Origin of the sequence: Aeromonas sp. HMWF014 (assembly GCF_963878295.1) — a bacterium.
GTDB classification, from domain to species: Bacteria; Pseudomonadota; Gammaproteobacteria; order Enterobacterales; family Aeromonadaceae; genus Aeromonas; species Aeromonas popoffii.
This window is the reverse complement of record NZ_CAWNYS010000228.1, coordinates 1-25,473: the sequence shown is the minus strand read 5'-3', so window position 1 is coordinate 25,473 and position 25,473 is coordinate 1. Positions and strand designations below refer to the sequence as shown.

Genomic DNA, 25,473 nt, shown 5'->3' with positions numbered 1-25,473 from the left:
GTCTGCAGATTTAAATGGGGGAGTGCAAGGCACTTGTTTGGTCAGACGGAGGGGATGAGAGCCGATGACTTGTTTCTGATGTTTTTGACTCTTTATATGCCATCAAACTAGATGTGTTAGAGACACAGCAACACAAATGGACCAGTATGGATAATCCTGCCTATTCAACAATCGTCTATAGGCATCATAGGGTCCAATCGGATACAGGCATGCTGTCTGACTTGCCATCCGCTGAAAGGCATAGGGTGTGAACCTGGGGGTCAGGAGCGCGGCAACCTGTCACTCTGATGTTTGTGCTTGGCTCTGCGCGCGGGAGCGCTGTCGCCTGGGGCAAGTCGAGGTAATGGGGCGACCAGGATATCTCTCCAGGCCATGGCGCTATTAATTGATGGATATCCGCCTGACAAACACACAGGGTGACTCATAAGCAACAGGGCAGACTGGCTGGCTAGGCATGGCAGGGTACGTCACTAGGCGTTGCAGCTTATTGAGCCGTACAGAGTCGACTATTTTCGCGTATTGGCAGACTTGCGAGGAGAAGGCGTGGCTTTGGCGTGACAGAGTGCTTGATGCGCAAAGAGAAAATCTATGTGGAAAGGCAGGGGCCAGTGACTCAGTGACACCAGAGTCCACACTGAAGATAAAAAAGAGCCACACAGTGTGTGGCTCTTTTCCATCAGGCTAGCTGGTTGGCAATCAAGGACGACCAGCCGGGCTGGTTGCCACGTTGACAGCAGCCGTGCTACCACCATGACGGCCAGAGCTTGCCACATCATTGCGCACCAGCGGTGCCTGCTCGACAGGCGCACGGTCAGGCACGGCAGGGGCCGCCGCCGGCGTTGCCATCGGGGCAGAAGCCTTGCGGGCACCCGCCAGCAGACCGGCACCTTTCTTAGCCTGGTTGACCACGGGCGCAGTAACGGCAGCGGGTGCTACCGGTTCTGCCTGGGCGACCACGGCTACGACTGGCTCGGCAACAACAGGTTCAACAACCTGGGGCGCGGGTTCAGTTGCAGGTGCAGCTTCCGCGACAACGGGTGCAACAACCTCGGCAGCCACCTCGATGACAGGTGCGACTGTGGTAACGACGTCGTCAGCAGGCGTGACAACGACGCTCGCTTCGGCAACCACAGGCGTGGCCACCACGTCAGCGACAACCGGCGCCGCTTCAGGCCGGGTGTCGGTCACAACAGGGGCGGCGATTACCACGGCCTCGGCTTGCTCACGGGCTTCCTCGGCAACGGCTTCCACCACCACATGCTCGGTCAGTGCAGCAGAGGCTTGTACGGCGGCAGCAATGGCTTCGGCGCTCGGGATTGTGATGACGGGCACTGCCGGCTCTTCCACTTTCACCTGAGCCGCATCAGCCTGCGCGGCTGTGGTCAGGATGGTGGAGTCTGCTTGCTGCTCGTCATCATCGCGCTGACTGCGGGCATCTTCGTTGATGCGCTTGCGACGCTGACCTTCGATACGCTGGCTGCGCGGCGTACGACGGGAACGACGCTGGCTGTCGGCCTGTTCGTCACTCTGTTCCACTGTGTCAGCGGTATTGGCCACGGTAGCAACCGGCTCATCAGTCGGCTGGGTAGCAAGGTTGCTGACCGGTACATCGGCACGGATCTGCTTGCGCAGTTGACGACGCTCGCGGCGTTCGGCGACTTTCTGCTCTTTCTCCTGCTGAGGCTCGGCACTGACCACGGCAGTTTCAACAGCGTCGACCGCTTCAACGACCAGCTCTGCACGGGGCTCACGCGGGGCGCGGGGCTCACGAGCAGGACGCGGGGCACGCGGTTCGCGTTCCTGGCGAGGTTCGCGGGGCTCACGTTCCAGGCGCTGTTCTGTGCGCACTTCACCGCGGGCTTCACGTTCCTGACGGGGCTCACGCTCTTGACGCGGTTCGCGTTCTTTACGCGGACGACGATTGCGGTTTTCACCACCCTCGCGATTGGCCGCGCCTTCGCGCTTCTCGCCAGTTTCTGCCGTGTTGCGGTTATTGCGGTTGTCGTCACGACGGGGACGCTGACCACGGCCACGGTTTTCATCACGCTGATGACGGTGACCTTCATCCTTGCGCGCTTCCCGCGGCGCAGCCGGTTTCTCGGCAGGCGCCTTGACATCGCTCGGGGCGGCATCGCCAGCAAACAGACCCGAAATGGCCTTGAACAGTTTGCCAAACAGACCCGCTTCGGCGGCAACCTGTGGCTGTGCTGCGACGGGCGCAGGCGCAGCAGGGGCGGCCGGTTGAGGAGCCTGGACGAAGCCTTGCAGCAGCGGTTGCTCGCGCTCGATCACCTGAGCCTGCTTCGGCTGGTAGACCGGCTTGGCAATCTCGGTTTTGAGCTCGTAGCTGGCCGCTTCCGGGATCTCGTTCTGACGAATACGGGTCACTTCATAGTGCGGGGTTTCCAGATGCTGGTTCGGAATGATGTACAGACGTACTTCATTACGCTGTTCCAGACTGGCGATGGAGGCGCGCTTCTCGTTGAGCAGATAGGCGGCAACATCGACCGGCACCTGAGCATGAACCTGCTCTGTGTTGTCCTTCATGGCCTCTTCTTCGATGAGACGCAGGATGGACAAGGCCAGTGATTCGTTGTCACGGATGACGCCCTGACCCTGGCAACGGGGGCAGATGTGGCTGCTTGACTCGTTGAGGGAGGGACGCAGACGCTGGCGGGACATCTCCAGCAGACCGAAACGGGAGATCCGGCCCAGCTGGATGCGGGCGCGGTCCTGATGTACGGCTTCACGCAGACGGTTTTCCACTTCGCGCTGATGGCGAACCGGCGTCATGTCGATGAAGTCGATCACGATCAGACCACCCAAGTCACGCAGACGCAATTGACGGGCAATTTCGTCGGCCGCTTCCAGGTTTGTTTGCAGCGCCGTCTCTTCGATATCGCCGCCCTTGGTGGCGCGGGAGGAGTTGATATCGATGGAGGTCAGCGCTTCGGTCGGGTCGATGACGATGCTGCCGCCGGAGGGCAGGCGTACTTCGCGCTGGAAGGCCGACTCGATTTGGCTCTCAATCTGGAAGTGGTTGAACAGGGCAACTTCACCCTTGTACAGCTTCACGCGATTGAGGAAATCGGGACGAACCAGCTCGATGTGAGCACGGGCACGTTCAAAGATGACAGGGTCGTCGATCAGGATCTCGCCGACATCGCGACGCAGGTAGTCACGAATGGCGCGCACGATCACGTTGCTTTCCTGGTGGATAAGCACGGGAGCGGTACGGTCCTGTGACGCCTTGTGGATGGAGTCCCAGTGGTTAAGCAGAACGTTCAGATCCCATTCCAGCTCTTCCGGGGATTTGCCCACACCGGCGGTACGCACGATGAGGCCCATGCCGTCCGGCACAGTCAGTCCGTTCAGGGCTTCTTTCAGTTCAGTCCGTTCATCACCCTCGATGCGGCGGGAGATACCACCGGCACGGGGGTTGTTCGGCATCAGCACCAGGTAGCTACCGGCCAGGCTGATAAAGGTAGTGAGGGCTGCACCCTTGGTGCCACGCTCTTCCTTATCGATCTGGACGATCACTTCCTGGCCTTCGCGGACCACTTCTTTGATGTTGGGACGACCCTGATAGGAGTAACCGGAGGGGAAGTAATTGCGGGCGATCTCCTTCAATGGCAGGAAACCGTGACGCTCGGCGCCATAGTCGACAAAAGCAGCTTCGAGACTGGGTTCTACACGGGTGATTTTACCCTTGTAGATGTTCGCTTTTTTCTGCTCGTGTCCCGGACTTTCAATATCCAAATCGTAGAGCTGTTGTCCGTCAACAAGCGCTACGCGCAACTCTTCTTCCTGAGTCGCGTTGATTAGCATTCTTTTCATTGAGTTCTCGTTATTTTGTCATTTTGATTTCCTCCACAGGATCCTGCCGGCGCCGGCCTCGGGTCTTCAGCATACTTGGGCAACCTCCCGGTTGGGGTATGCATGAGGCGCAAACTAAGGGCGCTCTGGTTCGGCCTTCTCGAGAAGGCATGAATTAAGGATGCCGGTGTGGAGACAAATAATCGGTTCTGTTTGTGTTCTCCATGCGCTGTACCTCGCACCCGGGAACCGTCATGTTCTTGTATACACGGTGTTTCGGGATTGGGTGGCATAAATTTTGGCCACTTAGTACAAGGCTTGAACACAATGACAAAACCTTGTTTATTATCCCATTTAAACCACTTTTATAGCAAGGTGCCATTTTTCAACAAAGCATGCAGCCAAGGGCCGCCGGCGGTGTTAAAATCCGCGCCATGACACAGATACAACAACAAGTGCGGCTGCTCACCATCGAAGCTGAGCATGAAGGGCAGCGCATCGACAATTTTCTTAAGACTCAGCTAAAGGGCGTCCCCAAGAGCCTGATCTATCGCATCCTTCGAAAGGGGGAAGTGCGCGTTAACAAAAAGCGCATCAAACCGGAATACAAACTCTGCCCAGGCGACGAGGTGCGGGTCCCCCCCGTGCGGGTTGCCGAGAAAAACGAACTGCCCTCAGCCAACCTCGGTAGCATTCAGCGTCTGGAGAGCCAGATCCTGTTTGAAGACGACGCCATGATAGTGCTCAATAAACCGTCCGGCATGGCTGTGCACGGTGGCAGCGGCCTGAGCTTCGGTGTCATTGAGGGGCTGCGCGCTCTGCGCCCGGATGCCCGTTTCCTGGAGCTGGTGCACAGGCTAGATCGAGATACCTCCGGCGTGTTACTGGTTGCCAAGAAGCGCAGTGCCCTGCGCAGCCTGCATGAGCAGTTGCGAGTCAAGACCATGCGCAAACAGTATCTGGCGCTGGTGCGCGGCCAATGGCAGCCCCACGTCAAGGTGGTCAATGCGCCGCTGCGCAAGAATGATCTGCAATCCGGTGAACGGGTGGTGCGGGTCAGCAGTGATGGCAAGCCATCTGAAACCCGTTTCCGCATCGCCCGTCAATTTGCCGAGGCGACCTTGGTCGAGTGCAGCCCAATCACGGGTCGTACCCACCAGATCCGGGTGCATACCCAGCATGCCGGTCATCCGATCGCCTGTGATGACAAGTATGGGGAAGCGGCCTTTGACGAGAAAATGCGTAGCCAAGGGCTGAAACGGTTGTTTTTGCATGCCTGGAAGCTGAGCTTTACCCACCCGGTCGATGGTCGCGAGATGCAGGTGGAAGCCCCGCTCGCACCAGAACTCGACAACTTCCTGAACAAGCTGGCTCGCTGATGAAAGAGGTCCGACTCGCCATTTTCGACTGGGACGGTACCCTGATGGACTCGGTGGGGCGGATTGTGGCCTGCGTCGCGGGGGCGGCTCGCGATTGCGGCGAGCCGGTGCCCACTGCGATAGAGACACATCAGATCATAGGGCTCAGCCTGGAGGTCGGCATTCCACAGCTGTTTGCGCTGGCGCCGGGTGGCGAGCGGGCCAACGCCCTGATCGCTCGCTATCGTCACCATTATGTGCATGATGGCACGCCCAGCCCGTTGTTTGCCGGGGCGAGTGGGCTGCTGCATCACTGGCACGGGCAGGGGATTGTGCTGGCGGTGGCCACCGGCAAGTCTCGCCGTGGCCTGGATCGGGTGCTGGATGATACCGGGCTGCGGCCGCTGTTTGCTGCCACCCGTGGCGCAGACGAGGCCAACTCCAAACCCGATCCCCTGATGCTGACGCAAATTCTGGATGAGCTGGGCTTAGCGGCGCATCAGGCGGTGATGATTGGCGACTCCATTCACGACATGGCGATGGCAGAGGCGCTGGGCATGCCGCGGATCGGGGTGAGCTGGGGCGTGCATGACAAGCGCCGGTTGCAGGCACATGATCCGCTTGCCGTCGTCGATACCATGGATGAGCTCAAGCGGTTGCTGGGCTAGCGCCTTGCCACATGTCTGATGAAAAGATGATAAAACGGGAGCCTTGGCTCCCGTTTTTCATTGCTGGGCATATCGTTCCCATCAGGGGAGGGTGAGGCCGTGGCGTTCCAGCAGCTCGATCAGACCGATCAGTGGCAGGCCGATCAGAGCGTTAGGATCGCGCCCCTCCAGCCCCTTGAACAGCACTATCCCCATACCTTCACATTTGAAACTGCCCGCGCAATCAAGGGGCAGTTCAGCCTCTACATAGCGGCGAAGGGCGGCTTCATCCAGCGTGCGAAAGTGCACAGTGAAAGGTTCTACCAGCTGTTCAGTCCGGCCGCTGGCGGCATCCAGCACGCACAGGCCGGTATAAAAGGTAACGCTGCGGCCCTGTGCAGCCATCAGTTGTGCCACCGCCTTCTCCACCGTGCCCGGTTTGCCCAGAATCTGACCGTCGCAGACACACACCTGATCGGACCCAATGATCAGTCCTTGATCAAATCGGTCGGCAATGGCGTTTGCTTTGGCATGGGCCAGCCGCGCCACCAGCGCTTCGGCAGATTCGCCGGGCAGGGGAGACTCATCTACCTCGGGGGCCGCACATTCAAAAGGAAGGCCGAGTTTTTCCAGCAGGGCTTTGCGGTAGCGGGAGGTGGAGGCGAGGAGCAGCTGTGTTGGCATTGTGATGTCCTGGTTCTATGCAGTCAGGCGCCGATGGTATCGCCGCGCCGTGAGCCGGGCAAATACCTGATGGGGTTTTCGTGTTTGACATGATCTGCCGGTATCGCCGGATGGAGTCCGCGTGCTTGCAGTGAGCAGGGAGTACGACGCCTCTCGGTTTCCATATTGGAAAGTGCCGTTATCGACTCTTTCATCGGCCTCTTCCCTATAGTGACAGGCTTATCCGACTGTCATGCCTTGGGTGACAGTCCGCTAGTGCTGGAGTTGTCATGCGTCCCTACCTTGTTTGCAGTTTTTTGATGATCACCCTCTACCCGGTGGGCATAGATCTCTACCTGGTCGCGCTCCCCCAAATCGGGGGCGCGCTAGCGGCCAGCGCGGCGCAGCTGCATACCGCGTTTTCAGCCTATCTGTTTGGCATGGCTGCTACCGTGTTGGTCGGCGGACTGCTGGCTGATCGATATGGTCGCAAGCCGGTGATCCTGGCGGGCGCCCTGATCTTCGTGCTGGCCTCGCTGGCGGCCGGCAATGCCGACTCGATCACAGTATTTCTACTGGGCCGCATCGGTCAGGGGATAGGGGCCGGCACCCTCTATATCATGACCTTTACCGTGCTGCGCGATGTGCTGGCGCCGGTCCGGCTGGCGGCTGTCCTGTCAATGATCAACGGCATCATTTGTGTGATCCCCGTGCTGGCGCCTCTGCTCGGTTATCTCATTCTGGCCCGCTTCGACTGGCCAGCCATCTTTCAGGCCATGGCCCTGCTCGGCGCCGTGGTGGGATTGGTGACTCTGCTCTGGCTGCGGGAGACCCGCCCAGATGAGGGCAGGCAGGCCACTGGCCATCCTGCCGATCGCCTCGGGTTTCTGCGTTCGAAGCAGTATTTGTGGATGTGCGGCCTGACCAGTACCGGCATGACCTGCATCCTGACCTATGTCAGTACCTCGCCCATGATATTGATGACGGAGATGGGGCTGGATACCGCCGGCTACGCCGAGATCATGATGGCGATGGCCGTGATCAGCATGATCACCTCCTTTCTCAATCCGGTGTTGATCCGCCGGTGGGGCAAGGAGAGGGTGCTGGCCTGGGCCCACGGCGCCTTGGGGTTGGCACTGCTGTTGCTACTGGCTTCCCGGCAGGAGGCGCTGGCCCATGATGGTTCATCGCAGCTGTGGGCGCTCTGGCTGATCCGTTTTGGCTTTGCCTTCGTTTGCATCGGTTTTTCCGCCAGCTTCGGCATCGCGATGGGTGAGGCCCTCGCCAGTTGCCAGCACCATATTGCTCTGGGCAGTGCAACCCTGTGCATCATTCAGATAGCCACTTCGGCGCTCTATATCTGGCTGATGGGCTGGCTCGGTCTGGCACCCCTCTTGTTACTGGCTTATTCGCTCCTGCTTGCCGTGCTACTCTACCTCGCCTTTCGCATCATGGGGCCTGCTGTCGACCAGGCGCCCTGCGATCCCCAGCCCGTGGAGAACATCTGATCATGCGCCCCCTGGTCGAACTCGATCTCAATTTGTTGGTGGTATTCAGGCTGTTGCTGCAAGAGCGCAGCGCGACCAAGGCGGCCAAACGGCTCAATGTGACGGCGCCGACGGTCAGCAAGGCGCTGGCTCGCCTGCGCGACTGGTTTGATGACCCGCTCTTTATCCGCACGCAGCGGGGGCTGGAACCCACCAACCTGTCGCTGAGCCTGGAAGAGGAGCTCAAGGAGTGGTTTCAGCTGTCGGGCAACATAGCCTCCCTCTGCGGCAACGCGATTCCGGAAGGCGCTGCCTTCAGGCTGGTGTTGGAGTCTCCCTTTTACACCAGTTTTCTAAACAGCTTGCCCATGGTTATCTACGAGAAGTACTGCAAGTCGACCATCAAGGTGATGAACTGGGATCACCACTCCCTCAGCGACATCATCAATAGCGATGCCGATCTTGGTTTCTGTGCCCGCGAGACGCACCCTGGCTCCTTGGCCCGCGTCAACCGCCTGCCTTATTACATCGATCACGAGGTGTTGTTCGAAGACAGACCCGTGGTGTTCTTGCGCAAAGATCACCCTCTGCTGGCCCGCACGTGGAGCTTGGATAATGTTCTCGCCTACCCCCATGTGAGCGTGGTGTGGGAGGCCAGCGATGCCTGGGCGCTCGACAGCCTGCTTGATGATGAGGGACTCAGCCGACGGGTACCGATCCGGGTCTCCAGCTTCGAACAGGCGCTGCACATTGCCGCCCAATCGGCTCACGAGCTGATCGCGGTCGTGCCGTCCTATTGCGCCAGCTATGCCAGCTTGCATCACGACAACCTGATCTCCTTGCCACTGCCGCTGGAGGAAACGCTGTATTGCCAGCTCGACATCGCTTTTATCCTGCTCTGGCACAAGCGCAACAACCACAATACCAAGGTGCTCTGGCTGCGAGACGAGATAAAGCGGCTCTACCACGAGCACGTGGGGAAGCCCGGCTAACTACCATCTTCCCGGGACATGTCGGCCCGCCAGCAGACAGGGCTCCCTGTCAGTCGAAAAGCGGCTATAAGCATAAGCAGGATCAGGCGAGGGCATCAGATGACAAAACATGGAATATGGTTGCTGTGGCTGCTCTGTTTACCGGCATGGGGACAAGGGTGGCAACTGCAGACGGGGGAGGCCGGCATCTTGCTATGGACCCGCGCTCACCCACCGGGGGCATTTGTGGCCCTGCGCCTGGAAATGAACGTAGCGGCCCCCCCATCCGCCTTGCTGGCCGTGCTGCGCGATACTAGCCGTCATCAGGAGTGGCTGCCACATAGCCTGGAGGTGCGTGTGCTGGCAAAGCCAGCGCCCGATGAAGATTTGGTGTATACCCGCTTGTCAGCACCCTGGCCTGTGCAGGAGCGAGAGCTGATCACACACTCTCGCCTGCTGCGCAACGCCGATTGCAGCCTGCAACTGACGGTCTGGGCTGTGCCCGATGCACTGCCGCCCCATCCGGGGCGAGTGCGGATCCAAGCCAGTGAAGGGCGCTGGGAGGCATTGCCGCAACTCAATGGCACCACCCTGGTGCGTCTTGAAACCTACACCAACCCGGGCGACAGCCTGCCGAGCTGGATCATCAATCCAATTGCTACCGAAGCGGCGCTGGACAGCTTTCGAGCCATTCGCCGGCTGATGGAAGCCATGCCACCCCAGCCCTGTGCGTGTGCGCTGCAACATCCGGCGGGCAAGTGGCAGTCATGCCAGGTCATTCCTTGACGACAGTCTTTGTTCAGGCTTGCGTCTTGATGTGTATTCTCCAAGCTTAAGCCGGAGGCGCCATTCAGGTGTTGTTTATCAAGAACTCGCCTTTATCTTTTCACTGACCGGTCATCCGGGTAAATAGTAGGTAGCTCCTATCCATTTTTCATGAGGGACAGTATATAGCGGCAAACTCATGATATTTATCATGCTTCGTTTATTCCCTGCCTTTATCGTCACAGTGGCATATAAGCGCTTGTCAGCTGTGTTGACCGAGGGTGGCCACATTAAAGATTTCGTTCATTTTCAGATCAGGTTTTAACGCCTCTTTTGCTTGGTCGTCGTTTCTGGCACCAGTCTCTTCATCCATCAGATCTGAATTGCGGTGATAGTTACTATCTGACCCTATCAGGAGATATGATGAAGCCATCACATATTCTTGCGGCTGTTATGCTGGTCACTGGACGTGATGGGCGCCGCCGTAGCTGATGAGGCGCCCAGAGACCTTGTGAGCCTGACGCTGATGAACCAGGGGTCCCGTGCAAGCGCCTACATTGAAATCATAGGGGAGGGTATTGATACCCAGTGATGGTGGTGGTCACGCGCAGCAATGCTGGCGTATTGAATTGGCGGTGGAGGTTTTCAACCATTATCTGGTGCCAGATATGTCATGTCATCAGAATGCTGTATATAAACTATTTCCCATCACATTTATATGTGCATGTTAATGCTGTTTCACCTTCGCCAGTTATTCATTGTGCCTTGATGAGCGTGATAAAGGCACCCGGGCCCAGCAAGGTTCAATCTGGTTCATCAGTGGCTGGAGATAAGATCCTGATGGTAACGACAGGAGCGGCCTGAATGAAAGACGCTCATGAGCTGTCGCATGAAAGCGCGACCTCCCTTGTATCTGTGAGCCGGCATCCTCTCACTGTTACATCAAGGGAGGTTGGATTGAGATGGAAGAATCGGCCCTCATGACGAGCGCTACCGTCAGATAAACATGAGCAGTGGCCAACAGGCATTACCCGCGGCGGATGAAGGGGGTTGGACCATGTGGCGGTCCGCACACCTGAGTTGGCAACAAGAAACCAGATCAGTGAGGCCGAGGCACACGCGATATGTGCCGAATACAGGCAGGATCCTGTGTAGGATCCTCAGGTTTATGGCATAATCAGCCACCGATGAGAACAAATCCCGGCATCTCAGGGACTTGTATGGTTAAAATCATCGGCGGTAAGGACTTTTTCCTTTGACTATCAGTTGTTGGACCTATAATATTCGCGCCCTATGCAAAAGGTGAAGTTGCCCGTTAAGGTTGATCCAGTCCGTAATGCCTTGAAGCTGCTCGACTATGTCGGGATAGTGGAAAAGTCGCAGATGCCCAGGCTGGAGGCATCAACCGCAGGCTTGCAGAGTGATGTCGACGTATCACTGCACTTTGGCAAAGATGTCCAGAAGTTGACCGTTATGAAAGGCACTGCCCATGCCAAGGTTGACCTGGTTTGCCAGCGTTGTGGAGATACATTCGAACACCTTTGTGAAGCTGATTTTATCTACACTCCGCTGTTTGAAAAAACAAACGAGGAAGAACTGCCGGAAGCTTATGAGCCCATTGAGTTGGACGAAAACGGCGAGATAGATCTTCATCAAATCCTGGAGGATGAACTCATCCTCTCGTTGCCTCAGGTGGCGATGCATCCGGTGGATGCTTGTCCGCGCGGTAACATGGAGATGACTTGGGGTGATATCGAACCTGCTGATGAGCGGCCGAATCCCTTTGCAGTTCTTGAAGAGCTTAAACGTAAGTGAATCTAGGAGTTAGCCTACAATGGCCGTACAACAGAACCGTAAAACCCGTGCCAAGCGTGGCATGCGTCGTTCACACGATGCGCTGACCAGTGCAGCTCTGACTGTTGATCAGACCAGTGGTGAAATTCATCGTCGTCACCACGTGACTGCCGATGGTTTCTACCGCGGTAAAAAGGTAATCGCTTAAGGATTGCCTTTGTCTACGCAAACTGTCGCGCTAGACATAATGGGGGGAGATATTGGCCCCTCGGAAACAGTGCCTGCCGCCGTGCAGGCACTGTCTCTTTTGCCCCAGTTAAAACTGATCCTGGTCGGTGATCAGCACCAGACTACCTCCTTGTTGCAGCAACATGGCTTGCTGACTCATCCTCGCGTTCGTTTCGTACATGCATCCCAAGTGGTTGGCATGGGCGACAAGCCGATCGTGGCGCTGCGTACCCTGAAAGATTCCTCCATGCGGGTTGTGCTCAATCTGGTGAAAGCGGGTGAGGCCGATGCCTGCGTCAGTGCTGGCAATACCGGCGCCCTGATGGCCATGGCCAAGTGCGTGCTCAAGTCCCTGCCCGGCGTCGACAGACCCGCGCTCATCAAGGCACTGCCGACCTTGAGCGGCAAGCGTACCGTGATGCTGGATCTGGGGGCCAATGTCAGCTGCGATGCTGACACCCTGCTGCAATTTGCGGTGATGGGCTCAGTGGTGGCCGAGAAGGTGGAAGGCATTGCCTTTCCCCGGGTCGCCTTGCTGAACGTCGGGGAGGAGGAGATCAAGGGCAACGATCTGGTGCGTCACAGCGCCGAGCTGCTGCGTCAGTGCAGTGCGCTCAATTTCGTCGGCTTCGTCGAGGGGGATCGCATCTTTAGTGGCGAGTGCGACGTGATTGTCTGTGACGGTTTTGTCGGTAATGTTGCCCTCAAAACGGCGGAAGGTGTGGTACGGATGATGGCCCAGTTGGCCGGATATCCCCGCAAGAAACACAGTTTTCTTGGCCGTATCGCCGGATTTATGTTCAAACGGCGTTTTTCTTACCTGAACCCCGACCAGTATAACGGCGCAAGTCTGTTAGGATTGCGCGGCATTGTGGTAAAAAGCCATGGGCGAGCCGAACGGCGCGCTCTGTGTAATGCGATCCTGCTGGCCGCACAAGAGGCCAAGCATCAACTTCCATTGCAAATAGCAGATCGCCTTGAATCTGTCTTTTCCGACAGGGATCTATAAGAACTCTATGCATAGCAAAATTCTGGGTACTGGCAGTTATCTGCCGAGTTCAGTGCGTACCAACGCCGATCTCGAGCAAATGGTTGAAACCAGTGATGAGTGGATCGTGGAACGTACCGGGATCCATGAACGCCGTATTGCCGGTGCCGACGAAACCGTCGCCACCTTGTCTCACCAGGCCGCCCTGCGCGCCCTGGATGCTGCAGGTCTGACCGCAGCCGATCTCGACATGATAGTGCTGGCCACCACCAGCGCAGAGAACGCCTTTCCGGCCGCCGCTTGCGAGCTGCAGGGGCTGCTCGGCGTGCCTGGCATCCCCGCATTTGATGTGGCGGCCGCCTGCGCAGGTTTCACCTACGCACTCTCCATCGCCGATCAGTTCGTCAAATCCGGCGCAGCCCGCCATGTGCTGGTCGTCGGTGCTGATGTGCTGTCCCGCATGTGCGATCCGCAAGATCGCGGCACCATCATCATTTTCGGGGATGGTGCCGGCGCGGTGGTGATTGGTGCCAGCGAGACGCCTGGGATACTGTCGACCCATCTCCATGCCGATGGCCGTTATGGCGATCTGCTCAAGCTGCCACACCCTCGTCGTGGCATGCCGGGAGCCGAACTCGAAGCCTACATGTATATGAAGGGCAATGATGTGTTCAAGGTGGCGGTCACCCGTCTGAGCGAGCTGGTGACTGAAACCCTGGCCGCAGCCGGTGTCGAGCCGAGCGAGCTCGACTGGTTGGTGCCACACCAGGCCAACTTCCGCATCATCAGCGCGACGGCCAAGAAGCTCGGCATGAGCCTCGACAAGGTGGTGCTGACCCTCGACAAGCACGGCAACACCTCTGCCGCCTCCGTGCCCATCGCCTTCGATGAAGGGGTGCGCGACGGCCGGATCAAACCGGGTCAGCTGGTGCTGCTGGAGGCCTTCGGCGGTGGTTTTACCTGGGGCTCGGCGCTGGTTCGCCTCTGATCTTCAGCGGGATGGGGCCCTGCGCCATCCCGCGACCGATTTCGTTTTCGTCTTACCTTAAAGGAATCAATGATGACCCAATTTGCCATTTCCTTCCCGGGACAAGGCTCCCAAACTGTCGGCATGCTGGCCGAGCTGGCCGAGCAGCACGGCGTGATCAAGGAAACCTTCGCCGAGGCGAGCCAGGTGCTGGGTTATGACCTGTTTGCCCTGATCATGGATGGTCCGGTTGAAGATCTGAACAAAACGTGGCGCACCCAGCCAGCGCTACTGACCGCCTCCGTCGCGCTCTGGCGTCTGTGGCAGCAGCAGGGTGGGGCGATCCCCGCCATCATGGCCGGCCACAGTCTGGGGGAATATTCAGCCCTGGTGTGCAGCGGTGCCTTGGCCTTTAGCGATGCGGTCAAACTGGTTGAGCTGCGTGGTCTGGCCATGCAGGAAGCCGTACCGGAAGGCACAGGCGCCATGGCTGCCATCATAGGTCTGGATAACGAGGCCATCGCCGCCAACTGCGAAAAAGCAGCGCAAGGTCAGGTGGTCTCCCCGGTCAACTTCAACTCCCCGGGCCAGGTGGTGATCGCCGGTCACAAGGAAGCGGTTGAGCGCGCCAATATCTTGATGAAAGAGTCTGGTGCCAAGCGCGCGCTGCCGCTGCCGGTCTCTGTACCCTCTCACTGCGCTCTGATGAAACCTGCTGCAGAAAAACTGGCAGCTGCGCTGGACGGGATCGAGATCAAGGTTCCAACCATCGCAGTCATCAATAATGTCGACGTATCCTGTGAACAGGATCCGGCTGCCATCAAGCAGGCCTTGGTGCGTCAACTGTTCAGCCCGGTCCGTTGGTCCGAGACGGTGGAGCGGATGGCCAATGAGGGTGTCGTGCTGGAGATCGAGATGGGGCCGGGCAAGGTATTGACCGGGCTCGCCAAGCGCATCGACAAGCGAGTGGAAGGCATCCACGCCAACGATGTCGCCTCTTTCGAGCTGGCATTGGCCCAGTCCAAGTAAACAGGAGCAGATCATGAGTTTTACCGATAAGGTTGTGTTGGTGACCGGTGCCAGTCGTGGTATCGGCCGGGCGATTGCCGAAACATTTGTGGCCCGTGGCGCAAAAGTCGTTGGCACTGCGACCAGCGAGAGCGGCGCAGAGGCTATCAGCGCCTATCTGGGTGAGCAGGGCTGTGGCATGGCACTGAACGTGACCAGTCAGGAATCCATCGAAACTGTCTTCGCGGCTATCAGGGCACGCTTTGGCGAGATCGACATTCTGATCAACAATGCCGGCATCACCCGCGACAACCTGTTGATGCGCATGAAAGATGATGAGTGGAATGAAATCATCGACACCAACCTGACTTCCCTCTATCGTTTGAGCAAGCCAGTATTACGCGCCATGATGAAGAAGCGTCATGGCCGGATCATTAGCATCGGCTCAGTGGTCGGTACCATGGGCAATGCGGGCCAGGTCAACTATGCCGCCGCCAAGGCGGGTCTGGTTGGCTTTACCAAATCGTTGGCACGGGAAGTGGCATCCCGTGGTATCACAGTGAACGCGGTTGCGCCCGGTTTCATCGAGACCGACATGACCCGTGCCCTGAATGACGATCAACGTGCCGGCATCATGAATCAGGTGCCTGCTGCCCGTTTGGGCGATCCAAAAGAAATTGCCGCAGCTGTGGTATTCTTGGCGTCTGATGACGCCGCCTATATCACTGGCGAAACCCTGCATGTTAATGGCGGGATGTACATGGTGTAATCAATTTGTCGTGAGATCTGTTCAAATTTGCGATAGTACGCCGAAGTTTGGCGAATTTCGTGGTTTGACCAGCGGCAAGCTACTTGCAAACTCACGTCAATTGAATAAACTACCCCAACCAGACGCAATAGCGTATTTTTAAAGGAAAATTCAGGTCATGAGCAACATCGAAGAACGCGTAAAGAAAATCATCATCGAACAACTGGGTGTTAAAGAAGAAGACGTTAAAAACGCTGCCTCCTTCGTCGACGACCTGGGCGCTGACTCTTTGGATACCGTTGAACTGGTAATGGCGCTGGAAGAAGAATTCGATACCGAAATTCCTGATGAAGAAGCCGAGAAGATCACCACTGTTCAAGCGGCTATCGATTACATCACCGCTAATCAGGAATAAGTTCCTGTTCTGAAAGAAGCGGCCCAAGGGCCGCTTCTTTTATATTGACCCCTTTCAAAATAGCTCTCGGAGACTAGCTCAGTGTCAAAACGCAGAGTCGTGGTGACCGGCCTGGGGATGCTTTCCCCGGTGGGCAACACTGCCGAATCCAGCTGGCAAGCCCTGCTCAACGGGCAGAGCGGCATTTCTCCCATCGAACACTTTGATGCCAGCGAGTTTGCGACCCGTTTCGCAGGCCAGGTTAAAGAGTTTGATCCCGAACAGTACGGCATCAACCGCAAAGAAGCCCGCAAGATGGATCCCTTCATCCAGTACGGTGTGGCGGCGGGGATCCAGGCACTGGAAGACTCGGGTCTGGTGATCAACGAAGCGAACGCAGAACGGGTTGGTGTGGCCATAGGTTCCGGCATCGGTGGTCTGGGTCTGATCGAACAGAACCACAGCAGCCTGATTAACGGTGGCCCGCGCAAGCTGAGCCCCTTCTTCGTACCGTCCACCATCATCAATATGGTGTCCGGTCATCTCTCCATCATGAAAGGCCTGCAAGGCCCCAACATAGCCGTGACTACTGCCTGTACCACGGGTACTCATGCCATCGGCATGGCTGGCCGCATGATCGCCTACGGTGATGCGGATGTGATGGTAGCCGGTGGTACCGAGAAAGCCTCCACCCCGATGGGGATGGGCGGTTTTGCAGCGGCCAAGGCGCTTTCTACCCGCAACGACGAGCCGCAAAAGGCAAGCCGTCCGTGGGACAAGGATCGCGATGGTTTCGTGCTGGGTGATGGCGCCGGTGTGCTGGTGCTGGAAGAGTACGAACACGCCAGGGCCCGTGGCGCCAAGATCTACGCCGAGCTGGTCGGTTTTGGCATGAGTGGCGACGCCTACCACATGACTGCGCCCCCTGCTGATGGCAACGGTGGCGCCCGCGCCATGAAAAATGCCATCAAGGATGCCGGCATTGCGCCCGAGCAGATTGGTTACATCAATGCCCACGGCACTTCCACCCCGCTGGGTGATGTGGCTGAGCTGCGCGGCATGAAATCAGTGTTTGGCGAGCACGCCACATCCCTGATGATCAGCTCCACCAAATCCATGACGGGTCACCTGCTGGGCGCTGCCGGCGCCATCGAGGCGATCATCACTGTGCTGGCGCTGCGTGATCAGGTGGCTCCGCCCACCATCAACCTGGATAACCCGGATGAAGAGTGCGATCTGGATCTGGTGCCCCATGTGGCCAAGCCAGGCAGCTTCGAGTACGCCCTCTCCAACTCGTTTGGTTTTGGCGGCACCAATGGCTCACTGATCTTCAAACGCGTATAATTCGCCCTGGGGCGGACAGTATGGGCCCGATACGTCAGTATCGGGCCTTTTTTATCGGAGGGATCCTTTTGTTTATCAATGGAGTATCGACAGACCTCTTGTCCGCCAGGGATCGTGGGCTGGCATACGGGGATGGTCATTTCACCACCATGCTGATCAAGCATGGTCAGGTTGTCTGGTGGTCGGCTCATCTGGCTCGCCTGCAGCAGGCCAGTGCCAGACTCGGGTTTGCCGAGGTGGACTGGTCAATCCTGACCCGCGAGGTGGTGCAGCTTGCCGCCGGTCAGACGCAAGCTGTCGCCAAGGTGATGCTGACCCGTGGCATCGGTGGTCGAGGTTATGACGGCAGCGGCTGCCAGACGCCGACCCGGATCGTCTCCCTTGCCGATTACCCGAGCCACTATCAGGGTTGGCAGCAAAACGGCATTCCACTGCTGGTTTGCCAGCAACGGCTCGGTGATGCCCCCATGCTGGCAGGACTCAAGACCCTGAACCGGCTGGAGCAGGTGTTGCTGAAAAACGAACTTGCAGCGCGTTCGGGAGTCGAAGGTATAGTCTTGAACAGTCGTGGATTTCTGGTAGAAGGTGTCAGTGCCAATCTGTTTTGGCGCCGAGGCAAGACGGTGTTTACACCGGATCTTGCTCACTGCGGTATTGATGGCATCATGCGGCGGCATGTGATGGGAATGCTAAAACAGATGAGTATTGAACTGCGTGTCGTGGAGGCTCCACTGGAGTCACTGTGGCAGGCCGAAGAGGTATGGCTGACCAATACCCTGATGGGCATAGTGCCGGTGAACGGCATTGGGGATACCCAATATCCCAGCCCGGTATTGATCCGCCGTTTACAGGAGCGTTTGGTCATTGAAGTTTAATCGGCTTTACACCTTGCTCGCGGGCGCGGCACTGACAGTCGCCGTGGCCGGGGGCTATGTACATTACAAATGGCAGCAGGTGGAGACGCTCCCCAACAAGGGGCCGACGCGCCTCTTTACCGTCGAGAAGGGCGCCCACGCGGCGCGCCTGATCGCCGAGCTGGGGGAGGGGGAAACCAGCCCCTGGGCGGTACGCCTTTGGCTGCGAGGTCATCCCGAGCTGGTTGCCATCAAATCTGGCACCTACGAGATCAAGGAAGGGGCCCCTCTCAAAGAGACCCTCGCTTTGTTCGCCTCCGGCAAGGAGTTTCACTTCAGCCTTACCTTCGTCGAGGGTTCCCGTTTTGAGGATTGGTTGAAACAGCTCTCCGGTGCACCTTATCTGGAACGGCTGACCGTAGAGCAATCTGAAGCTGACCTGGCCCAGGAGCTGGGCATCGAAAATGGCAAGCTGGAGGGCTGGTTCCTGCCGGAAACCTACGCTTATACCACCCATGCCAGTGACATCTCTATTCTGCGTCGCGCTAATCAGGACATGAAAGCCTTCCTGCAGCAGAGTTGGGACAAGCGCCAGGCCAATCTGCCCTACAAGACCCCTTATGAGGCGCTGATCATGGCCTCCATCATCGAAAAAGAGACGGGTCAGCCAGACGAGCGGGCGCAGATCGCCTCCGTGTTCGTCAACCGCCTGCGTCTTGGCATGAAGCTGCAGACAGATCCCACCGTCATCTATGGGGTCAAGGATCGTTACGATGGCAATATCCGCCGTAGCGACCTGACAGATGTGAATCCATACAACACCTATGTGATCAACGGCCTGCCACCCACGCCCATCGCCATGCCGGGCAAGGCCTCTATCGAAGCGGCGCTCAATCCCAAGTCGACCGACTATCTCTATTTTGTCGCCAAGGGGGGCGGTGCCCACTATTTCTCCAAGACCCTCGATGAACACAATCGGGCGGTTCGCGAATACATATTGAAGAAGCCCTAATGTCTAAATTTATTGTGATTGAAGGACTGGAAGGGGCAGGGAAGAGCTCCGCGGTGCGCTATGTTACCGATTATCTGCAACGCCACGGCATAGACCAGATCGAATGCACCCGTGAGCCCGGGGGAACCCCGCTGGCCGAGCGGATGCGCGCCATCGTCAAAGAAGTTCACGACGAGCGTCTCACCATCGAAGCCGAGTTGCTGCTCATGTATGCCTCCCGGGTGCAGCTGGTCGAGACCCGGATCAAACCGGCACTGGCTGAAGGACGCTGGGTGGTGGGAGATCGCCACGATCTCTCCTCCCAGGCCTATCAGGGCGGCGGGCGTGGCATCGATGCTAACCTCATCGGCGCCATCAAGCAGGCAGTGCTCGGTGATTTCAAGCCGGATCTCACCCTCTATCTCGATATCGATCCCGCTCTTGGTTTGCAGCGTGCCCGTCATCGTGGCGAGCTGGACAGGATCGAGCTGGAGCAGATCAGTTTCTTCGAGCGCACGCGCAGCCGTTATCTCGAACTGGCCGCCAAAGATGATTCCATTCGGGTGATCGATGCCGGACAAACTCCGGATCAGGTCAAAGCAGCCATTGAGGCTGCACTGGACAATTACTTATCGAACAAGCCTCTATGTATCCCTGGTTGATCCCGGATTGGCATGCCCTGAGTCAGACGGCCCAAGCCGGTCGGCTGGGCCACGCCTGGTTGTTGCTCGGCGATCCCGGGCTTGGCAAGGAGCAGCTTGCAGAGCGGCTCGCTCGCTTGCATCTTTGCCAACAACCGGATCGGGGGGAACCCTGCGGCCAGTGTCACTCCTGCCAGCTGTTTGACAAGGGACATCACCCGGATCTTGGTACCCTGCCTGCTGATAGCAAGACCATAGGGGTCGAGGCTATACGCGAGATCTGTGCTCGTCTGCAGAACTCGGCCCAGCTCGGCCGGGGTAAGGTGGTGATCATCCCTGATGCGGAGCGCATGACGGAATCCGCCGCCAACGCCTTGCTGAAAACCTTGGAGGAGCCAGCCGGGGACAGCCTCTTGCTGCTGATTGCCTCTCAGGTTTCCCGTCTGTTGCCTACCATACTGAGCCGCTGCCACAAGCACGTTTGCCAGTTGCCAACGGAAGGGGAGACGGTGCGCTGGCTGGCCGAACAGGGTCACCAGGCCACATTGGCCCAGGTACGGATCTGTCAGGGAGCACCGCTGCGGGTGTTGCGTTACATAGAAGAGCAGCAAGATGGCAAACGTCGGGAGTTGCTGGGGAGTTTCGTCTCCCTGTCACTGACCCCGACCCGGGCCACCCATGTCTGCAGCCAGCTGGCGGATGAAACTCAAGTCAGGCTGCACTGGTTGCAGCTGTTTTTGTGTGATGCAATCAAGACTCAGGCTGGCTGCGGTCATCATCAGCTGGCGATGCCGGATCTGGCGGCCCTCAGCCAGCAGTTGGCCGAGGGCAACTCCACCGAAAAATTGCTGGAGGCGGAGCAGCAGCTCGTGGCGCTTAAGGCTGCCTGCCAACCTGGGCAGCTTTCCAATCCCACCATTCATTTGATGAACTGGCTCAGCCGCTGGTTATAAATCTGACAAGACGCAAAGGTTCTTTATGTTACTCGTTGATTCCCATTGCCACCTCGATCGCCTCAGCTATGGCAGCAAGCAGACCAGCATGGCTGATGTGCTGGCCAAGGCCGCGAAACTGGACGTGGGATATTTTCTCTGTGTCAGTGTGACTCAGGCACAGTTCCCGATCATGCTCGAGGCGATCGCTCCTTATCCCCAGGTGTTTGCTTCCTGTGGTGTGCATCCGCTCAATCAGGAACCCGGTGTTGATGCGGCGTTGTTACTGACGCAGGGCGCAGATGAAAGAGTGGTGGCCATAGGGGAAACCGGGCTCGACTACTTCTACTCGCCAGAGAACAAGGAGGTGCAGCAAGCCTCCTTCCGCGAACACATCCGCGTCGCTCGCGCTTTGAACAAGCCGCTGATCATTCACACCCGTGATGCCCAGCAAGATACCCTGCAGATCATGCGTGAGGAGGGTGCCGATCAGGTGGGTGGTGTGTTGCACTGTTTCACTGAGTCCCTCGAGATGGCCCAAGCCGCGATGGCGATGGGCTTTTATATTTCCATTTCCGGCATAGCGACCTTCAAGAATGCATCTGCACTGCAAGAAGTGGTCAAGGCATTGCCGTTGGCGCGCTTGCTGGTCGAAACAGACTCTCCCTATCTTGCTCCTGTTCCTCATCGGGGGAGGGAGAACGAGCCCGCCTTTGTCCGCGATGTTGCTCAGTTCGTTGCCGACCTTCGCCAGATCTCACTGGCCGAGCTGGCGGAAGCGACCAGCCGAAACTTCTTCGAGCTGTTCAAGCTGGCAAAAAAGTAAACGAATAGGCCCCTGATAATGGGACCTATTCATTTCAAATAATCAGCATCCTTTCCCTCGACAGTATTACCAACGCCATTTGTTATCTCTCACTAGCATGAATGTCAGCCTATTATAAGCAGGCTTATTCAAGACGATGCTAGGCAGGAGAATATGGAGGTTCAATGAGGTTTAATTCAGGATCTTTTAAGTATCGATAATATTCATTATCGATACTTGATGTCTAGGATGGATCCTGTAAGATCCATTTAAACTTCATATGAATCAAAGCGTTCTGTGGCATATCCAACCCTATCCAGCTCGGCATACCAATCACTGCAAACCGTCTTCGATGCCCAGCTAAATACTCGGGCACGCCGCTTTTTGCGCAGTGCAAAAGCGGATTCCACCCTCAATGCCTATCAGGCTGATACCCGTATTTTTGTCTTCTGGTGCCAATTGCACGGGCTGGATCCGCTGCAAACAACCCATCATGACATCATGAACTTTCTGGCTGATCAGGCCGACGGCGTATTGGCTGACTGGGTATGGCTGGATAAAGAGGAGGGCAAAGGGGAACTGCGCAACGGCGAGCCGCGCAAACCTGCAACCTTGGTGAGACGTCTGGCGGGGATCCGCTATGCCTTCAAGCAGAAGGGCATCCATCCCATGCCGACCGAACATGCCGAAATCAAGGAGATGATGCGCGGTATTGTCAGGTTGGGGGATAACCGCAAACGCAAAACTGGCGCCCTGACGCTGCAACCATTGACTCAGGTGCTGGATGGCATCGACACTACTGCTCTGGCGGGCCTACGCGATCATACCCTGCTGCTCTTGATGTTCAGTGGCGCCTTGCGCCGCTCGGAAGCGGCCCGAATTGAAGTGAGCGATCTCGATTTTGTGGGGCAGGGGATCCGCCTTCGCCTCAAACCGAGCAAGCATCAGCTCCATGAAACCGAGATAGCCCTGATCCCTGGCAAGCACTATTGTCCCGTGTCGGCACTGCAGAACTGGCTGCGCAAAAGCCGGATCAGCGACGGGCCGCTGTTTCGGCGGATGAACCGCTGGGGTCAACTCATGACAGAACCACTCGGTCCCCAGGGTATCAACCTGATGATCAAGCGCCGAACTGGTCAAACCATCGACGATCTCTATGTCAGTGGCCACAGCCTGCGACGAGGATTCATTACCTCGGCGGTCACCGCTGGCAAGCCCATGAACAAGATCATCGAGGTGACTCGCCACAAGGACATGCGTACCCTGCAGGAGTATTTCGATGATGCCCACAAATTTTCCGATCATGCGCTGGATGGCTTGTTGTAACAGATACTCCGCGTCACTGCATTTTTTATGTTAAATTGTATCTTGTTGATCTGATGATATATTTATTGCGCGTTGCCAAGGTGTCCGATGAGAGGGGAGAACCCTCTTGTTCAGACAACCGTACCCAACAGGTTAGAGATAACAAACGTTAAAGCAAACCATTGCAAGGTCATATGAGCCAGGAAATAAACGTGGATGAGGCCCAAGAGGCTGTCCCACACAACAATGCCGAGCGGCAACGCCAACATGTGAAGCGTAAACAGGAAACCCACACCAGGTTGCAGTGCTGGATAAGCAATCGTCACGCCGAGCGGTTGCAGGCGTTGGGGTTGCATCTCGAAGACAGCCAGGCCTCGCTCATCGAGCAGGCGATCGATCTGCTCTATCAACATGAACTGTCATCCCAGCCCCAAGTTGAGCAAGAGATGGCTGAGGCGCTCGAGTGAGGGGCGGGAAACAGACAGTGCGGACATAAAAAAAGCCAGGTACGAATTCCTTGTACCTGGCATAGGGGAATTGGCTCCTTGCAGAGCCGTGCGCTAACTGGTGTTCGGACAGCCTTAAGCTTAGACAAGGCTCAAGGCTTTTCAAGATCCGCACAAAAGTTCAACCGAAGTGTGGGTTTTTAAGACTCGATCAGACGCGAGTCATCACACACTCAGGCGCCGAACAGATTGTTGTCGCGCACCAACTCGCGGGGCAGGGCATTCTTGACCCGGCTGCCAACCCACTTCCCCATGCCCAGGGTATGACCCTGATAACGCACGATCACCTCGCCCGAGCCAGCCTCCTGCTCAGGCCAGACATCCCGCCCCATCATGAACTCCCGTGCATTGGCGCCGTCGAGTTCGATACATCCCTGAGTGGCCTTGTCGCCATAGGCCAACGCCCACTCATGAGTGAGGCGATAACCTTTCTTAAAAGTCTCAGCCAGCTTGATGCCGATGCGATCAAAACGCAGCTTGCCCTGCACCTGCTCAAATAACAGTGGAAAGAGCCAGATCTCGTCATTGCGACCAAACAGCTGGCCCTGTGGTACCACGCCAAAATGGGCTTCAATCTCGCGCAACATGGGCTCGGCCTCTTTGGTGGGCAGTGGCGAGAAGGGGAACTTGCCGAGTTTGCCCGGCTTGAACATGGTATTTGGCACTGAGTGATGCTTGCGCAATCTGGCGACGAAAAATCCCTCACTGTCGAAGATCTGGGGCCAAACGTGCAGATATCCTTCGGGCGTACAGGCCAGCTGTGCATGGGGGAACAGGTCGGCCAGCGAGTCAACGCTCAGGGCATCACCAAACTTGTCCAACAGGGACTGACAGACCGCCTGGTTCTCCTGCTCGCTCAACGTGCAAGTGGAGTAAACCAGCACGCCACCGGGTTTCAGGGCATGAAAGGCGCTCTCCAGCAGACCTTGCTGCACCGCAGCAATTTCGTCGATGCTCGCTATGCTCCAGTTGCGCAGGGCATCTTCATCCTTGCGCACCGTCCCTTCGCCGGAGCAGGGGGCATCGAGCAGTATGGCGTCGAAGGTCTCCGGCAACCACTGGCCAAACACCTTGGCATCGAAGTGGGTCATGCCCACATTGGTCACGCCACAGCGCTGAATGTTAGCGCTGAGCACCTTGAGCCGGCTGCTGGAATATTCGTTGGCAACCAGCATGCCCTGGTTGTTCATCAAGGCCGCGATCTGGGTAGTCTTGGAGCCGGGGGCGGCGGCTGCGTCCAGCAGCATGCCATCTCGCTTGACCTGATCGCTGGCAAATAGCGCGGTAACCGGCAACATGGAGCTCGCTTCCTGGATATAGAAGAGGCCGCTCAGGTGTTCTGCGGTATTGCCAAGGGGCACGCTCTCGTCGCGGCGACTCAGCCAGAAGCCGGTCTCGCACCAGGGCACGGCCTCGAGCTGCCAGCCCAGCGGTTGCATCAGTTCGCAGAATGCAGGTACCGAGATCTTCAGCGTATTTACCCGAATACTGCGTCGCAGTGGGCGCCGGCAACTAGCCACGAAAGAGTCCATGGTGAGATGCGCTGGCATGATGGCCGCAATATGGTGCAAGAAGTGATCGGGAAGATAGGTATTGTCGTGCACTGTGCCGTCTCGCTGACCCAAAAATAGGGGCGACATCTTATCACACGGCTAGGAATATTCTTAACGGGCAATGAGCAAGGGGAAAATGAACAAGCCCGGCACTGGGCCGGGCTTGGAACAAGAGAGAAGTTCAGGGCTGGATGCGGGGACTCCACTTCAGCCACTCTTTCTCCGCCTTGCCATACAGCGGGTAGCTGTGGCCAGCCTTGACGGTCGCCCCCATATCGTGCTCTGGGGTATTGAATGCGATGCCGCCCGCCAGCAGGCTCTGCACGGTTTCCACCTCTATGGTCCCCCCGGTCAAGCCTATGTCGGCCTTGACCCCGGAGACATTCCAGAAGCGGGTGTTGGCCCGCACCAGATGGGCATATTCCTTGTCGACACTCACATCGATCAGCACCTCACTGCCATCGCGCGCCAGCGTAATCCCGGTGACACTGCCCACCATGAGTTTACGAAACAGCAAGGGGCTGCCGACGCTCAGGCCATTGACCGAGGGACTCTTGAGGGTCAAGGCCAGGCCCACCTGACCACTCTGACTCAAGGGGAAGCGATCCTTGCCGGCCCCTTGACCTGGCAGAGCCTCCACAAAGGCCCCTTTGATCAGGGTGTCGAGGTGAGCGACGCCGCCCAGCCCCAGCTTGGCCTGTACCAGAG

24 protein-coding genes are annotated in these 25,473 nt (G+C 57.5%); 20 read left to right on the top strand and 4 right to left on the bottom strand.

Features of this window, described 5'->3' with window-relative positions; translation table 11 throughout:
• Window positions 1-696 precede the first annotated feature (696 nt).
• Window positions 697-3,837 carry a ribonuclease E gene (rne, locus tag AAC083_RS09255; RefSeq protein WP_108536417.1) on the bottom strand — a complete coding sequence of 1,047 codons (3,141 nt, stop codon included), beginning with the start codon at window positions 3,835-3,837 and terminating at the stop codon, window positions 697-699.
• Between the two features lie 413 nt (window positions 3,838-4,250).
• Here rne and rluC point away from each other — a divergent pair, with 413 nt between their 5' ends.
• Both rluC and AAC083_RS09245 read left to right on the top strand, forming a co-directional pair.
• On the top strand, window positions 4,251-5,195 hold the full coding sequence (rluC, locus tag AAC083_RS09250; RefSeq protein WP_209418522.1) for a 23S rRNA pseudouridine(955/2504/2580) synthase RluC: 945 nt from the start codon (window positions 4,251-4,253) through the stop codon (window positions 5,193-5,195).
• On the top strand, window positions 5,195-5,842 hold the full coding sequence (locus AAC083_RS09245; protein WP_108536416.1) for an HAD-IA family hydrolase: 648 nt from the start codon (window positions 5,195-5,197) through the stop codon (window positions 5,840-5,842). The genes rluC and AAC083_RS09245 overlap by 1 nt, the downstream gene beginning before the upstream one ends.
• Window positions 5,843-5,923: 81 nt before the next feature.
• Here AAC083_RS09245 and AAC083_RS09240 read toward each other — a convergent pair whose 3' ends face one another.
• Window positions 5,924-6,505, bottom strand: coding sequence for a Maf family protein (locus AAC083_RS09240; RefSeq protein WP_108536415.1), 582 nt, complete (start codon window positions 6,503-6,505; stop codon window positions 5,924-5,926).
• Window positions 6,506-6,774: 269 nt separating this feature from the next.
• Here AAC083_RS09240 and AAC083_RS09235 point away from each other — a divergent pair, with 269 nt between their 5' ends.
• The 18 genes from AAC083_RS09235 to AAC083_RS09150 all read left to right on the top strand — a co-directional run bounded on the left by AAC083_RS09235 (window position 6,775) and on the right by AAC083_RS09150 (window position 23,173).
• Window positions 6,775-7,992: an MdtL family multidrug efflux MFS transporter gene (locus AAC083_RS09235; protein ID WP_108536414.1), complete on the top strand. Its 1,218-nt coding sequence runs from the start codon at window positions 6,775-6,777 to the stop codon at window positions 7,990-7,992.
• Window positions 7,993-7,994: 2 nt separating this feature from the next.
• Window positions 7,995-8,963 carry an HTH-type transcriptional regulator YidZ gene (gene yidZ, locus AAC083_RS09230; RefSeq protein ID WP_108536413.1) on the top strand — a complete coding sequence of 323 codons (969 nt, stop codon included), beginning with the start codon at window positions 7,995-7,997 and terminating at the stop codon, window positions 8,961-8,963.
• A 99-nt stretch (window positions 8,964-9,062) separates the two neighbouring features.
• Window positions 9,063-9,728 (top strand): START domain-containing protein, encoded by a 666-nt coding sequence (locus tag AAC083_RS09225; RefSeq protein ID WP_108536412.1) that lies wholly within the window; start codon window positions 9,063-9,065, stop codon window positions 9,726-9,728.
• Between the two features lie 1,272 nt (window positions 9,729-11,000).
• A complete protein-coding gene (yceD, locus tag AAC083_RS09220) occupies window positions 11,001-11,522 on the top strand; it encodes a 23S rRNA accumulation protein YceD (RefSeq protein WP_108536411.1) in 522 nt (173 codons plus the stop codon).
• 19 nt (window positions 11,523-11,541) lie between these two features.
• Complete coding sequence (rpmF, locus tag AAC083_RS09215) at window positions 11,542-11,709, top strand: 50S ribosomal protein L32 (protein WP_005311492.1); 168 nt, start codon at window positions 11,542-11,544, stop codon at window positions 11,707-11,709.
• A gap of 9 nt (window positions 11,710-11,718) precedes the next feature.
• Window positions 11,719-12,738 carry a phosphate acyltransferase PlsX gene (plsX, locus tag AAC083_RS09210; protein WP_042037740.1) on the top strand — a complete coding sequence of 340 codons (1,020 nt, stop codon included), beginning with the start codon at window positions 11,719-11,721 and terminating at the stop codon, window positions 12,736-12,738.
• Window positions 12,739-12,745: 7 nt separating this feature from the next.
• A complete protein-coding gene (locus tag AAC083_RS09205; RefSeq protein ID WP_042037741.1) occupies window positions 12,746-13,705 on the top strand; it encodes a beta-ketoacyl-ACP synthase III in 960 nt (319 codons plus the stop codon).
• A gap of 72 nt (window positions 13,706-13,777) precedes the next feature.
• Complete coding sequence (fabD, locus tag AAC083_RS09200; RefSeq protein WP_108536410.1) at window positions 13,778-14,713, top strand: ACP S-malonyltransferase; 936 nt, start codon at window positions 13,778-13,780, stop codon at window positions 14,711-14,713.
• A 13-nt stretch (window positions 14,714-14,726) separates the two neighbouring features.
• Window positions 14,727-15,461: a 3-oxoacyl-ACP reductase FabG gene (gene fabG, locus AAC083_RS09195; protein WP_042037743.1), complete on the top strand. Its 735-nt coding sequence runs from the start codon at window positions 14,727-14,729 to the stop codon at window positions 15,459-15,461.
• A gap of 157 nt (window positions 15,462-15,618) precedes the next feature.
• Window positions 15,619-15,855, top strand: coding sequence for an acyl carrier protein (acpP, locus tag AAC083_RS09190; RefSeq protein ID WP_005300909.1), 237 nt, complete (start codon window positions 15,619-15,621; stop codon window positions 15,853-15,855).
• An 81-nt stretch (window positions 15,856-15,936) separates the two neighbouring features.
• Window positions 15,937-17,178: a beta-ketoacyl-ACP synthase II gene (fabF, locus tag AAC083_RS09185; protein ID WP_042037744.1), complete on the top strand. Its 1,242-nt coding sequence runs from the start codon at window positions 15,937-15,939 to the stop codon at window positions 17,176-17,178.
• A 20-nt stretch (window positions 17,179-17,198) separates the two neighbouring features.
• On the top strand, window positions 17,199-18,053 hold the full coding sequence (pabC, locus tag AAC083_RS09180; RefSeq protein WP_108536409.1) for an aminodeoxychorismate lyase: 855 nt from the start codon (window positions 17,199-17,201) through the stop codon (window positions 18,051-18,053).
• Window positions 18,043-19,044 carry an endolytic transglycosylase MltG gene (gene mltG, locus AAC083_RS09175; protein ID WP_042037748.1) on the top strand — a complete coding sequence of 334 codons (1,002 nt, stop codon included), beginning with the start codon at window positions 18,043-18,045 and terminating at the stop codon, window positions 19,042-19,044. Before pabC ends, mltG begins: the two co-directional genes overlap by 11 nt.
• Window positions 19,044-19,685 carry a dTMP kinase gene (gene tmk, locus AAC083_RS09170; RefSeq protein ID WP_108536408.1) on the top strand — a complete coding sequence of 214 codons (642 nt, stop codon included), beginning with the start codon at window positions 19,044-19,046 and terminating at the stop codon, window positions 19,683-19,685. The genes mltG and tmk overlap by 1 nt, the downstream gene beginning before the upstream one ends.
• Window positions 19,670-20,617 carry a DNA polymerase III subunit delta' gene (gene holB, locus AAC083_RS09165; RefSeq protein ID WP_108536407.1) on the top strand — a complete coding sequence of 316 codons (948 nt, stop codon included), beginning with the start codon at window positions 19,670-19,672 and terminating at the stop codon, window positions 20,615-20,617. The genes tmk and holB overlap by 16 nt, the downstream gene beginning before the upstream one ends.
• 25 nt (window positions 20,618-20,642) lie before the next feature.
• Window positions 20,643-21,422, top strand: a complete 780-nt coding sequence (locus AAC083_RS09160; RefSeq protein ID WP_108536406.1) for a TatD family hydrolase — start codon at window positions 20,643-20,645, stop codon at window positions 21,420-21,422.
• A gap of 276 nt (window positions 21,423-21,698) precedes the next feature.
• Window positions 21,699-22,727, top strand: coding sequence for a tyrosine-type recombinase/integrase (locus tag AAC083_RS09155; RefSeq protein ID WP_108536405.1), 1,029 nt, complete (start codon window positions 21,699-21,701; stop codon window positions 22,725-22,727).
• A gap of 173 nt (window positions 22,728-22,900) precedes the next feature.
• Window positions 22,901-23,173 carry a RepB family protein gene (locus AAC083_RS09150; protein WP_108536404.1) on the top strand — a complete coding sequence of 91 codons (273 nt, stop codon included), beginning with the start codon at window positions 22,901-22,903 and terminating at the stop codon, window positions 23,171-23,173.
• 212 nt (window positions 23,174-23,385) lie between these two features.
• On the opposite strand, the gene rsmF is transcribed toward AAC083_RS09150, so the two are convergent.
• Together rsmF and AAC083_RS09140 are read right to left on the bottom strand one after the other, a co-directional pair.
• Window positions 23,386-24,816, bottom strand: a complete 1,431-nt coding sequence (rsmF, locus tag AAC083_RS09145) for a 16S rRNA (cytosine(1407)-C(5))-methyltransferase RsmF (RefSeq protein WP_108536403.1) — start codon at window positions 24,814-24,816, stop codon at window positions 23,386-23,388.
• 130 nt (window positions 24,817-24,946) lie between these two features.
• On the bottom strand, window positions 24,947-25,473 hold a 527-nt coding region (locus AAC083_RS09140), incomplete at its 5' end, for an MlaD family protein (RefSeq protein ID WP_146181632.1).

What these genes read in the sequence shown, in the direction of transcription:
- rne (WP_108536417.1), bottom strand. Translation starts at nt 3,837, where the DNA reads ATGAAAAGAATGCTAATCAACGCGACTCAGGAAGAAGAGTTGCGCGTA.
- rluC (WP_209418522.1), top strand. Translation starts at nt 4,251, where the DNA reads ATGACACAGATACAACAACAAGTGCGGCTGCTCACCATCGAAGCTGAG.
- AAC083_RS09245 (WP_108536416.1), top strand. Translation starts at nt 5,195, where the DNA reads ATGAAAGAGGTCCGACTCGCCATTTTCGACTGGGACGGTACCCTGATG.
- AAC083_RS09240 (WP_108536415.1), bottom strand. Translation starts at nt 6,505, where the DNA reads ATGCCAACACAGCTGCTCCTCGCCTCCACCTCCCGCTACCGCAAAGCC.
- AAC083_RS09235 (WP_108536414.1), top strand. Translation starts at nt 6,775, where the DNA reads ATGCGTCCCTACCTTGTTTGCAGTTTTTTGATGATCACCCTCTACCCG.
- yidZ (WP_108536413.1), top strand. Translation starts at nt 7,995, where the DNA reads ATGCGCCCCCTGGTCGAACTCGATCTCAATTTGTTGGTGGTATTCAGG.
- AAC083_RS09225 (WP_108536412.1), top strand. Translation starts at nt 9,063, where the DNA reads ATGACAAAACATGGAATATGGTTGCTGTGGCTGCTCTGTTTACCGGCA.
- yceD (WP_108536411.1), top strand. Translation starts at nt 11,001, where the DNA reads ATGCAAAAGGTGAAGTTGCCCGTTAAGGTTGATCCAGTCCGTAATGCC.
- rpmF (WP_005311492.1), top strand. Translation starts at nt 11,542, where the DNA reads ATGGCCGTACAACAGAACCGTAAAACCCGTGCCAAGCGTGGCATGCGT.
- AAC083_RS09205 (WP_042037741.1), top strand. Translation starts at nt 12,746, where the DNA reads ATGCATAGCAAAATTCTGGGTACTGGCAGTTATCTGCCGAGTTCAGTG.
- fabD (WP_108536410.1), top strand. Translation starts at nt 13,778, where the DNA reads ATGACCCAATTTGCCATTTCCTTCCCGGGACAAGGCTCCCAAACTGTC.
- fabG (WP_042037743.1), top strand. Translation starts at nt 14,727, where the DNA reads ATGAGTTTTACCGATAAGGTTGTGTTGGTGACCGGTGCCAGTCGTGGT.
- acpP (WP_005300909.1), top strand. Translation starts at nt 15,619, where the DNA reads ATGAGCAACATCGAAGAACGCGTAAAGAAAATCATCATCGAACAACTG.
- pabC (WP_108536409.1), top strand. Translation starts at nt 17,199, where the DNA reads ATGGGCCCGATACGTCAGTATCGGGCCTTTTTTATCGGAGGGATCCTT.
- tmk (WP_108536408.1), top strand. Translation starts at nt 19,044, where the DNA reads ATGTCTAAATTTATTGTGATTGAAGGACTGGAAGGGGCAGGGAAGAGC.
- holB (WP_108536407.1), top strand. Translation starts at nt 19,670, where the DNA reads ATGTATCCCTGGTTGATCCCGGATTGGCATGCCCTGAGTCAGACGGCC.
- AAC083_RS09160 (WP_108536406.1), top strand. Translation starts at nt 20,643, where the DNA reads ATGTTACTCGTTGATTCCCATTGCCACCTCGATCGCCTCAGCTATGGC.
- AAC083_RS09150 (WP_108536404.1), top strand. Translation starts at nt 22,901, where the DNA reads ATGAGCCAGGAAATAAACGTGGATGAGGCCCAAGAGGCTGTCCCACAC.